General features: G+C 40.8%; 7 protein-coding genes and 1 tRNA gene. 7 read left to right on the forward strand and 1 reads right to left on the reverse strand.

Annotated features, from left to right (window positions below):
• Positions 1 to 6 precede the first annotated feature (6 nt).
• From pdxT to I6E26_RS09160, 5 genes are all read left to right on the forward strand, one after another.
• A complete protein-coding gene (pdxT, locus tag I6E26_RS09140) occupies positions 7 to 579 on the forward strand; it encodes a pyridoxal 5'-phosphate synthase glutaminase subunit PdxT (protein WP_235321577.1) in 573 nt (190 codons plus the stop codon).
• Between the two features lie 254 nt (positions 580 to 833).
• Positions 834 to 1,808 (forward strand): Wadjet anti-phage system protein JetD domain-containing protein, encoded by a 975-nt coding sequence (locus I6E26_RS09145; protein ID WP_235321578.1) that lies wholly within the window; start codon positions 834 to 836, stop codon positions 1,806 to 1,808.
• A gap of 19 nt (positions 1,809 to 1,827) precedes the next feature.
• Positions 1,828 to 3,438 (forward strand): hypothetical protein, encoded by a 1,611-nt coding sequence (locus I6E26_RS09150; protein ID WP_235321579.1) that lies wholly within the window; start codon positions 1,828 to 1,830, stop codon positions 3,436 to 3,438.
• A 1-nt stretch (position 3,439) separates the two neighbouring features.
• Positions 3,440 to 4,165 carry a DUF6063 family protein gene (locus tag I6E26_RS09155; RefSeq protein ID WP_235321580.1) on the forward strand — a complete coding sequence of 242 codons (726 nt, stop codon included), beginning with the start codon at positions 3,440 to 3,442 and terminating at the stop codon, positions 4,163 to 4,165.
• Positions 4,158 to 8,564 (forward strand): hypothetical protein, encoded by a 4,407-nt coding sequence (locus I6E26_RS09160; protein WP_235321581.1) that lies wholly within the window; start codon positions 4,158 to 4,160, stop codon positions 8,562 to 8,564. Before I6E26_RS09155 ends, I6E26_RS09160 begins: the two co-directional genes overlap by 8 nt.
• 367 nt (positions 8,565 to 8,931) lie before the next feature.
• On the opposite strand, the gene I6E26_RS09165 is transcribed toward I6E26_RS09160, so the two are convergent.
• A tRNA-Ser gene (locus I6E26_RS09165) sits at positions 8,932 to 9,020 on the reverse strand.
• A 337-nt stretch (positions 9,021 to 9,357) separates the two neighbouring features.
• Between I6E26_RS09165 and lysA the strand changes: the two genes are divergently transcribed.
• Both lysA and I6E26_RS09175 read left to right on the forward strand, forming a co-directional pair.
• Positions 9,358 to 10,620: a diaminopimelate decarboxylase gene (lysA, locus tag I6E26_RS09170; RefSeq protein WP_235321582.1), complete on the forward strand. Its 1,263-nt coding sequence runs from the start codon at positions 9,358 to 9,360 to the stop codon at positions 10,618 to 10,620.
• A gap of 228 nt (positions 10,621 to 10,848) precedes the next feature.
• Positions 10,849 to 11,976 (forward strand): hypothetical protein, encoded by a 1,128-nt coding sequence (locus I6E26_RS09175; protein WP_235321583.1) that lies wholly within the window; start codon positions 10,849 to 10,851, stop codon positions 11,974 to 11,976.
• Positions 11,977 to 12,163: the final 187 nt, after the last annotated feature.

The raw sequence follows: 12,163 nt of genomic DNA on the forward strand, positions 1-12,163 counted from the left end.
TATTTTATGAAGATAGGTGTGCTGGCGGTTCAAGGAGCCTTTATTGAACATGAAAAGGTGCTTAGTGAGCTGGGGGCAGAATGTGTAGAACTGCGGAAGGCTGAGGATTTGCAGGCGGATTTTGAAGGTTTGGTATTGCCTGGGGGGGAAAGTACCGTGCAGGGAAAGCTCTTGCGGGATAGCAATATGTTTGCCAATCTGCAGCAGCGGATTGCAGATGGCTTGCCAGTGCTGGCTACCTGTGCAGGTATGATACTTTTGGCCGAAAAGCTGGAGGGGGATACCGTTAGTCATTTTGCTACCATGCCTATAGCGGTTAAAAGAAATGCTTATGGCAGACAATTAGGAAGCTTTCATAGAGATGAAAACTTTAAGGGGCTTGGCAAAATCCCCATGACCTTTATTCGCGCCCCTTATGTAGTTGAGGCAGGAGAAGGTACAGAGATTTTGGCCAAGGTAGACGGACATATTGTGGCTGCCCGCTACAAGAATCAACTGGCTTTGGCCTTTCACCCAGAGCTGGACAAGGACAGACATATCCATAAATTATTCTTGGATATGATAGGCAAAACAGCATAAAACAAAAACTCTTTTTCCTTGCTGACAGGCATGAGAAAAAGAGTTTTTTAATGTATAGAAAAAAATAACCGCCCTCTGCGTCCAAACAAAGGCGGTTATCTCTGAAATAATGTGTTAACCATCTAGCGAGGATGACAAGCCGCCTGCTGGTGGTCTTTTTCTTATGCTCGTTATATAACAGGTACATATTTTTTGCAAGCATTACAAAAGCCTAATATGATATACTGTATTTATGAATGTAGGAGGTGTGGGATGTGAAAAAATGTAGTTTGGAGGATCTTTTAAAAACTTATAGGCAAAAGACTTATACTGAGCAATATGCTCATATAATGAAACTTATCGATAGCGGACAGATAAAGCCTATTGCTTCGGCTGGAACCAATGGAAAAAAGCCTGCCCTGCCCTTAAAATTTTGGTGGCTTCAGGAGCAGGATTTTTCGGACTTAAAGCAAGAACTTTTATACAATCTTTCCCCCATGATTTCTCACGATTATTATGTGAAAAATTTAGCTGTATATGCCAAGGAACGGAAGGCTGTACAGCAGATGAGCCAATATTTCAAGACGCAACCAGATTTGACCATCCCTATATCCCTTAATGAACGCAGCTATGCTATCTGGAAGCAGGAAAAGTTTTGGCAAAAGGATGGGGGCAAAACCATATTGAAGCACTGCGGTTTGTCTGAGGATAAACTAAATTTTTATACCACCTCAGAGCCTTTTGCTTATTATACGGTTCACAAGCAAGTCACTCAGACAGTGCTGATTATTGAGAATAAAGATACTTTTTACAGTATGCGTCGTCATTTCCTTGCCGGAAAGAGGACAATTTTTGGTCAGCCTATAGGTACCTTGATTTATGGGGCTGGCAAAAGGGTATGGAGTACATTTAAGGAGTTTCAGCTTAGTGCGGAGCCATATTTGCTGGATGAAAGGAATAACTTCGTATATTTTGGTGATTTGGATTATGAGGGTATCCTTATCTATGAAAAACTAGCTCAGTCCTTTAGGGAATACAGAGAAATAAAGCCCTTTGTGCCTGCCTATGAGGCTATGCTGGCTAAGGAAGGCGAAATAGCCAAGCTGCCTTGTGCCAAGGATGGACAAAACCACAATATAGACAATATCTTCTTTAGCTATTTCAGTATATCCTGTCGCAACACTATGGTGGAGATACTGGAAGCTGGCAGATATATACCACAGGAATGCCTTAATATTATGGATTTTTGAATTAAAATAGGAGCTTTATATGCAGTATGATTTTTTAGCTCAATTTGCCCGCCGGATAAAAAATATTGCCAAATATGCGGTGTTGTTAAAGAATAGCGGACAAAAGGCCATTTGGAAAAATTATGGTTTTGTGGATGAATCCCAGCAGATTACGGTATTGCTAGCTGTAATGCTGTTTATTATGGAAAAATCCCTGCGCTACGAAAATTGCACCATAGATGATATAGGCAGTTTTTTAGATGACTTGAATAACCAATATTTTCAGCAGGATATGTCCTTGGAGGATTGCCAGATTTTAGGAGATTTTGTAATCAATACAGTTCTGTCTAATGATGGCATCCCAATGTATTATCAGTCCTATGATTTTGTCACCAGGGCTAGCGAGAAATTCAATGTGAATTATGTTAGCAACAAGATTATTTATGACGAACATGAAATGCGTCGTACCTCCTATGAATTAACAGATATGGGCTATGACTTTATTTTAGGCACTCTGGAAATAGAGGAAAATATGAAGTTCACAGTTCAGGATATGCTGTACAGAATGCATATGGATAAACAAAGCTATGATAAGGCACTGGATGATATTAGGCAGATGTTCGCCAGAATCAGGGGGCAGGTTCAGCGGGTTCAGGATGCTATGCAAAGAATACGGCGCAATCCTCACAACTACAATATAGAGGATTATGGCACCATTCAGCAGGTGGATTTGGAAACCATTGGGGAAATTAGAAAAAAACTGCAACTATACAGTGGAAAGATTAAGGTGGATATTGTAGGTATAGAAAATAGTGATAGCAACGACAAGGTGGTAAACAAACATACTTTGGAAACTTTGCAAAAGATAGATAGCTATCTGAATTTGGCCCTGGATGAGTATCAGAAGCTTACTAACAGTCACTATGATTTGAATTTCCTCTACGCTGAAGCCTTGGAGAATATGGCTTCCTTGGATACGGTGCAACGGTTTAGCCTGCGGACTGAGGTTTTTGATCCTATTATGCGGGATATTCGGGTATTGGACAAAATAGATTATTTTCTCCGGCCTTTATTTAACAAGAAAATAGACAAGGATCTTAATATGCATAAAATGCTGGTGCCTCAACGGGGCAGAGGCCGCTGGGAGGATGAGCCAGATACGGAGATTATGGATTTTGATCAGGAGGCTTGGGAGCAGGAGCAGGAACGTAAAAGGCAGGCTCGCAATCGTCTTTATCAGGATAGTATAGCCTGTATTATAAAGGCGGCTTATCCTAATGGACATATAACCTTAAGTGAGTTGAGTCAGCTTCTGGAAGAAAGAATCATAGTCAAGGAAGCAATGATTCCTACTTTGGGGATATTCAAGGAGATTATGATAGAGCTGATTCGCAGGGAACAAATAGATATTGCTCTTCTTCGCCAGGAACGGCAAAGCTTTATACAGGAAGAAGGGGACAATTTCAGCCTGAGCAGATGTATTTTAAAGGTGCTGGATGAAAATCCTCAGTGGCAGCATATTGACAAAATTTATATAGTTAAGCTTCCCATTAAGGAACCGGTGGTATTTGAGGACATATTAACGGAGCAGGGCAGAAGATGTAAGATTTTGTGTTCCGAAGTAAATATAATCTTGGAGGGAGAAGAATAAGATGGCTTATGACTTAAATGATATCAAGCTGAGTCAGGAAATATTTTATTATTTGCTGGAACACAAACAGCTTAACGATAGAGATGATGGCAGACTCTATAAGGGATTTGTGGAGAATGAATTAGTGCGGGGATTGACCAAATCCCAGGCAGAAATTGCCAAGGTTATTATTGCCCAATACAACCGAACTATTTATATCATTCCCCAGGAGGATAACAATTTTTTAGGCTATACCAAGCAGGAGCTAAAAAAAGAATTATGCAAGGGGGGAGCCTTGGACAAGGATTATTATCTGGCTCAATTTGTGATAATTGTCTTTTTGATGGAATTTTATGATGGTCAAGGTCAAAGCAGCAAAATTAGGGAATATATCAAAATTGGCGAATTGCAAAACAAGATTGAAGAATATTTGCAAAGCGGCGCTAGACAATATGATGAGGAACAGCAAAATGCCAATGGACTAATGTTTTCCCGCATGCTGGAGGCTTATAGTGCTTTGCGCTCTAGTGAGAAACTGAATCGGCAAAAGACTACCAAGGAAGGTTTTTTGTACAATATTTTCAAATTTCTGGAGGAACAGGGCTTGGTGCAGTATATCGAGCGGGAAGAAACAGTATGGCCTACGGAAAAGCTGGATGTATTTATGGATTTTAATATTCTCAATCAGGAAAATTTCCGCAGGGTTTTGTCAGTAATGTCAGGGATAGAGGAGCAGGCTGATGAGTAAGATTAATGCTATAAGGTTTGTGAATATAAACTACAATAACAATATGAATAAAATCAGCGATGAGTGTATGTACCTTAACGGAGACAATACTTTGATTACCATGGACAATGGCGTGGGTAAAACCGTTATGGTACAGCTGATTACTGCTCTGTTTGTGCAGAAACGATATCGTCAGGTGAAAAACAGGCCTTTTGAGAGCTACTTTACCACTAATAAGCCTTCATTTATCATGGTAGAATGGGCTTTGGATGGACAGGCTGGTTATGTACTGACAGGTATGATGGTGCGCCAGAGTCAGCATACGGAGGCTGAGGAAGATACTGCTTTGGATATTGTTAATTTTGTAGCAGAGTACAAGGCACAATGCCCTTTTGATATTCATCATCTGCAGGTTGTCAATCGTACTGATAAGGAGCTGATCCTTAATAGTTACAGCAACTGCAAAAAGCTATTTGAAGATTTGCGCAGGGAAAATAAGGGCAGATTTGCTTACTATGATATGAATAATTATGCCCAGTCTAAACAGTATTTTCAAAACCTGCGGGAACATGGCATAGAATATAGGGAATGGCAAAGTATTATTCGGGAAGTCAATAAAGACGAATCCGGCTTATCCCAGTATTTTGACGGCTGTAGCAATGAAAAGGAATTAATAGAGAAAAAATTCTTGCCAATTATTGAAGAAAAGCTGAATAATGAAGGGGATAAGATTCAGGAATTTAGGGAGATAACTGGTAAGTATATACATTCTTACTATAATAACAATGAAAAAATTCGTCATAAGGAAAATATTTTGTATCTCCAACAGCAGGCAAAGGCAGTAGAAAAGGCTGCCCTTACTATGTCAGAGGCGGAGGAAGCCGAGGCAGAGCAATTAGCTGTTTTGCAAGGTGCTTATGGCAAAATGGAATCCCTGAGAAATGAAATGCAGACAGAGATTCAGCAGGTACAGGAAGATATAGATACTCTACAAGAAAATATACTGCAACTGGATAAGGAAAGAATTTCCGCAGAATATTATGCCCTGCAGGATAAATTATCAACTTGCCAAAAGCTTATGGGAGAATATAAAGAGCAATTAGACGAAATTGATGAGGAGATAGCTAGTTGGAAGCAGAGACAGCATATCCAGGAATGTGCCTATGAACAGAATCAAATTGATAAAGTCCTTGGTCAGATAATTGAACTGGAGGCCCAGAGAGAGGTTCTGAGCCGGCAGGAATTGGATAATAAGCCAGAGATAGACTATCTGGGATATTGTCTCAAAAAACAATATAGTCAATTGCTCAAAAAGCTGGAAGATGATAGTGCGGAGAGGCAGCAGGAGGCAGAACAGCTCCAGGCGGAAATCCGGCGGTTAAAGCATATCTGTCAGGCTACCCAGTTGGAATTGGACAAACTGCATAAATTATCTGGTGAGCTGAAAGCTAGGAAAAACACCTATGACAAGGAGGAGCAGCAATACAATCAGCGTTATGCCACAAGGTTGCAGAGAAATCTCATGGGTTTATATGATGATGGCATGTTGGATATTCTGGGGGAGGAGTTGGCCGATAAGCTGACCGCTCTGACCAAAAATATAGCTGATAATAGTGAGGCCATTGCCAAGACAGAGGAAGCGGCTCAGAACTATGAAAGAGAAATACAATCCATTCAGACTAAGCAAATGCAAAATCATCGGGATATAGACCATGGTGAAATGCAGCTGCAGGAACTAAATAAACAGCTGGCCCAACGTCAGGATATGCTGAAATATGCAGATTTGCCAGAAAAAGAAATTTATAATGGTCAGCTGATTCAGACCAAGTTGGTGGAAAAGGTGCAGCGGCTGCAGGGAGATATTCGCCGGGGGGAAATGGCTCAGGAAGCTCTGCGCAAAGAACTACATGTATTGGAAACTGGTAGATCCGTGGAGCTGGGAGACGAGCTTCTGGATATGTTCCGAGAGCTGGATATTACCATTGTTCAAGGTATGGAATGGTTGAAGCAAAATGGTAATACTCAGCAGCAAAATACCCAGCTGGTAAAAAAATTACCTTTCCTACCTTATGCCTTGCTGATGAGTCGTCATGAGTTCCAAAGACTGCAAAAAGCCAAGGCCAATGGTGGTGCTTGTACTTCTTTTCCCATACCTATAGTTTTGCGGGAAGAGCTGGCAGGAGAGCTAGAGCATTATGATTGGGAAAAGCTGCCTTTCTATATGCTGTTTAATGAGGAACTGTTGGATGATGCCAAACTTAAAGATATGCAGGTGAGTCTAAAGCAAAAACTGTCCCGCAAGGAAGAAGAGATTGACCATCGCCGTCAGGAGCAGGATAAATATGCAGGGCTTCTGGGGGTTCTAAAAAATCAGACTGTAACCAAGGCAATTATGGACAAGGCTAAGGAAGAGCTGGGGGAATTTTCCCTAGTCAAGGAAGCATTAGCCAACCAACTGACAGAGTCTAAACATAATCAGATAGAAAACAAGAAACTATACCTGAAGCTTCAGGAACAACAAAATAAAAATCAGAAGCAACTGGAAACTATGTCCCGCCAGCAGGACGATTTGGCTCTGTTAGTGGGGAGTTATAGAGATTATCAGGAAGCTTTGCAGGCTATTGAGGCCAATGGACAGGCTATCTTGGCTCAGGAGAAAAAAATCCAGCAGGGCCAGGATAAAATAAATGGCTGTGAGGAAAAAGCCAAGTGGATAACCCAGAAGATAATAGAGCTTAATCAACAGGTTGATGAGCACAATAAAAAAGCGGCTAACTTCCAAAGTTATGGCTCTTGTGAAAGGCCGGAGGCCATGAAGGGGCTGCCAGAAGATATAGAGCATTTTACTGCCCGCTATGAAGTATTGACGAAAGGCTGCAGGGGAGAAATGGAAAATATTGTCTCTCAGCTGGAAAAGGCCCAGAGCAGTGTCAGCCAGATGGAAAATCACATGAAGGTTATAGCCAAAGAATATAATCTGGCGAAGGAAGATTGGCAAAATGTTGTTTATAGCGAAATAGAGCTGCTGGAAGCCAAGGATAAGTTAAAGCAATTGTGCCAAGACAGGGAGGTAAAACAGCAAAAATATTATCAGGAGGACAAAAATAGTGTTAAAGTCCAGCAACAGATGGAAAATACATTGCAGACACTGCAACGGGAATGCAATACTAGGGAGCCACTGTCTAGGGAGTCCATCAAGTCTAAAGAATATGCCTATGAACGGAACTTGCTTCTCAACAGAAAAGAAAAAAGCACAACAGACCTACATAATCATCAGCAAAGGCTGGCTATTTATGAAGGTGGTCTGGATGTTATGGCAAATTACAGGGCAGAAAATGCTATTTGGGATACCATGGAATGGCCGGATTTTGCCAGTATGTCTCGTGAGAAGTTAAGAGCATATTTAAGGGAATTGCAGGTCCGCTACGATGGACAGCAAAAGATTGTTCAAGACTGTCTGGACAATATGAGGAAGCAAATTCAGAAGCTTTTGCGAGATGAAAGATTGTCTGAGGGCTTTTTTCAGAAGCAGCTGCTGACCTTGGAAGGCGTATCCATGACAGGACATGCAGTTCAAAGCCAGTTAGAAAGGATTCTCAAGGCCTATGAGCTTACTCTGCAAAAGCTGGAGCTGGATTTGGCCAGAGTAGAAGCAGAGCAGAAAAATCTAGAGAATTTGCTGTTGGACTATGTGAAAAATGTTCACGAAGAACTGGGTAAAATGGATAGAAACTCATCTATCAATATTCGTGGCAAATCTATAAAAATGTTGCGGATAGATTTGATGGATTGGGAGCAGGAATTAGAATATTATAAAGGCCTTATGGAGGCGTATCTTGGGGAGCTTACTAAGAGTGGTCTAGAAATTCTGGAACAGAAGCAGTCTCTCAAGGAATTATTAGGACAGGGGGTTACAACCAAAAATCTATACGATCAGATTGTAGGCTTGCAAAATATCAGTATTCATCTATATAAGATAGAGCATGATAGAGAAATCAGGATTAGCTGGCGGGATGTAGCCAAAAATTCCGGCGGCGAGGGGTTTTTATCTGCTTTCGTTATTCTCAGCAGTTTGTTATATTATATGCGCCGGGATGAAACTGATATTTTTGCCGATAGAAATGAAGGTAAGGTTTTGTTAATGGACAATCCTTTTGCTAAAACCTATTCGGCTCATTTGCTAAAGCCATTAATGGAGGTAGCCCGCAAGAATAATACGCAGCTGATTTGCCTAACTGGTTTGGGGGGAGATAATATCTACAATCGCTTTGACAATATTTATATGTTGAAGCTGGTAAATCGAAGCCTTAGCAATGTGCGTTACCTTAGCAGTCAGCATGTAAATGGAGCTGAACCTAGAATTATCGAAATGGATCATTTGCAGGTAGCAGATGAGGAAAGTGAAATCTGGTTGTTTTGATTTGCGAGATATGTAAGAAATATAGATATTAAAAGAACCTGCAGCAAGGAGCCTTTTGCTGCAGGTTTTTAATTTTAGATAGCCTATTTGATATCATCATAGAAGGTGGCGATGGTACCTTCTGTGCGTTTGCTTTCGTACATGGCCTTATCCGCCTGCTGATACAAATGGTCAAGTGTATTCCCCCCCAAGTATTTTTAGACACGAAAAAACACCGACCGCAATAAACCCTGTAGCATGTTGCAATCAGGCTTATAATAAAGTAACTAAATATGCATATCAGGTACTTATTGATTGTGCTGGCCATGCATATTTAGTTACTGGACGGTGTTGGCATATATGTTAATGGTTGATTTGTTTTGTAATATGGCGGAGAGAGAGGGATTCGAACCCTCGGTGGCTATGAACCACACCTGATTTCGAGTCAGGCACCTTCGACCTCTCGGACATCTCTCCCTTTGATACGGCAGATAGATTATTCGCCATAAATATTAATAAGACAAATAACCTATTAATAAAGATTATAATATAAATTTAATAAAAATAAAAGCAAAATAGTCAAAAAAGCTAAAATTTATCCAGTAATTCTTACCTAAATACTAGGCATTAATGAAAAGATTAGGCTGATTCAGGGGTTTTTAGCCCTTGCAGCATGATAGTGAGACGTGAGTAATGGTTTTAGATATTGACATTAATTCTCGCTTATTCTATAATATGAACGAAATATAATATAACAAAAAATACATCATATAATAGCGTTCTATAACGAAAAAGATATAATGGAGGCAGAATTATGAGTGAAAAGACTTTTCCTTTGAACAAGGCTCAATTAGAGCAGGTTATTGCCAAGTATCCAACTCCTTTCCATATTTATGATGAAAAGGCAATTCGCAACAATATTCGCAAGCTGCAGCAGGCCTTTAGCTGGACTCCTAGCTTCAAGGAGCATTTTGCGGTTAAGGCTACCCCGAATCCTCGCTTGATTCAGCTTTTGGCCGAGGAGGGAGCTGGTACAGATTGCAGCTCTTTGCCAGAGCTTTTGCTGTCCCAGGCCGCTGGCGTTACTGGGGAGGATATTATGTTGACCTCTAATGATACTCCGGCAGATGAGTTCCAGAAGGCCATTGAGCTGGGAGCTATTATTAATTTGGATGATATTTCCCATATTGAATATTTGGCACAGCATGCTGGTATGCCACAGTGTCTTTCCTTCCGTTACAATCCAGGCAATCTTATTGAAGGAAATGATATTATTGGCAAGCCTACTGAGGCTAAATATGGTGTTACCTATGATCAGATTTTTGATGCCTATAAGATGGCTCAGGCCAAGGGTGTGAAGCGATTTGGCCTCCATACCATGGTTATTTCCAACGAGCGTCGCACCGAGGGCTTTATTTATACAGCCAAGCTTATGTTCAATCTGGCTGTGGAAATTAAGAATCGTCTGGGCATTGAACTGGAATTTGTAAATCTGGGCGGCGGTGTAGGTATACCATATCGTCCAGAGGAGGAGCCAGTAGATTTGGAGGCTGTAGGCAAGGGAATTCAGCAGGCATATAAGGATATTCTTGGTCCTGCTGGCTTGACTAATATGGGTATCAAAATGGAAAGCGGTCGAGCTATTACCGGCCCTGCTGGTTGGCTGGTATCTACCGTGCTTCATGAGAAGAAAACCTACAAGGATTACATTGGCCTGGATTCCTGTATGGCAAATCTCATGCGTCCAGCACTCTATGGGGCATATCATCATATTACTATTTCTGGCAAGGAAAATGCTCTTTGCGATCATGTATATGATGTAACTGGTTCTCTCTGTGAGAATAATGATAAGTTTGCCATTGACCGCAAGCTGCCAAAGATTGAGATTGGGGATAGAATTATTATTCACGATGCAGGGGCTCATGGTCATGCTATGGGGTTCCAGTATAATGGCAAGCTGAGAAGTGCAGAACTGTTGCTGCGTCAGGATGGTTCTGTGGAGCTTATTCGTCGGGCAGAGACTAATGCAGATTACTTTGCTACCCTGACTGGCTTTGATGGAGCTATAATGAAATAAGGAATACATGAGAGCTGTCAGTTTATGGCAGCTCTTTTCTGATACAAAATTTTAGCTTCCTTCTAGGTGTGTTTAGCAGAAGGCTCCTTTGCCGCAAGACTGAAAAAATTGGGCCTTATTTCTATCTTGAATGTCTTGCGGGGGGGGGACAACTATGCTATCATAATGTATATGTGGATAAGTATATATGTATATTACAATGGTAGTTTTTAGAGGGGAGCAGCATTTATGTCAAGGATGAGTTTTGCAAAAAGATTGGCTGTAATGTTGACAGTAGGCGGCTTTTTGATGGGGACAGCTGGAAACTCCTATGGAGCAAGTAGAGTTAATCTGGATAGAAATGACACTGTTTACAATAATGTGTCAGAGTATTTTGAGCCGGTTAAGTCAGATTATCAGTATCAGGATGATGCTGTTAAGATAGGTTATATTGTTGTAGGCGACGATGAGATGCTATTAGATGACCAGACTATGGGGTATATTCGTCGGATGCTGAATGCTAAATTTCCCGGTACAAGATACCCTACCAAAAGAATTACAGATGAACATATGAAATATGAAATGGGCCGCAGAAACTTTGGCGATAAGTATGTGGTTACTGAGGCACATGATGTGTTGATGAAGGAATTTGAGAAGCTGGAAAATATGTATGAGCGCATTCCTGTATACGGTCAAAAAGATACTACGCAATCGCAGGGTAATTATACCGCCTATTATGGCAGCAATGCATCTGCTGGAGAATATAGCACTACACATTCAGCAAAAAGCCAGGGAGAAAATGATTCTTTGGGTAATGATAATAGTTATAATTTCACAAAGCATCTTTCGACCTTGCCTAAGGAAGATTACGTAAAATTTGCTAGAGAACTACAAGCTCAAGGCATGTCAGATTATGATTATCTTCTGATGTTTAACATTCATTCTGTAAATCAGCAAGTAAAGAAAAAATTCATTAGCGCAAGCATGTGGAGTGATTTCCGGATTACTGTACGTGCTATAAATGTTAATACTGGTGAATATATAGATAGGGCAGAATATCTCAAACGAGGATATTCTGGTAGTGATGGTTTGTTCAACTCACCTAGCTGGCGCAGAGGTATGCGTCGAGCCATTGTTGATGGCATGGTAGAATGTTTTGACAATATTCCTATTGGCAAGTATTCTGTATGTGATAATCCTTACTGTCCACGGCGTCAGGAGGAGCTCCGTACACAGGAAGTCTTTGGCAAAATTAATCGCCACTGTGTTAAGCATTGTCATGATAAGACCGTATGTTATGACCATATGGTAGATTATACTCACGATGCTGATTTGCCAGGTGGATATATTGACCACTCCCACGAACATATAGATTAAATATAAAACAGCAGTCCGCGGACTGCTGTTTTTTGCAAGGAGAATAGCTTGTTTAATGCCTGTTATGGCTATGACAAGATGAATAGTAACTAATTGTATAAATTCTGATTTGTAGAGCCAAAGACTTATTTGCATAACGGCATACATATACTCTTTACTGAGGCATGACATATACCCTTACAGGCAC

The sequence above is a fragment of the Anaerovibrio lipolyticus genome (assembly GCF_021531495.1).
Lineage (GTDB): Bacteria > Bacillota > Negativicutes > Selenomonadales > Selenomonadaceae > Anaerovibrio.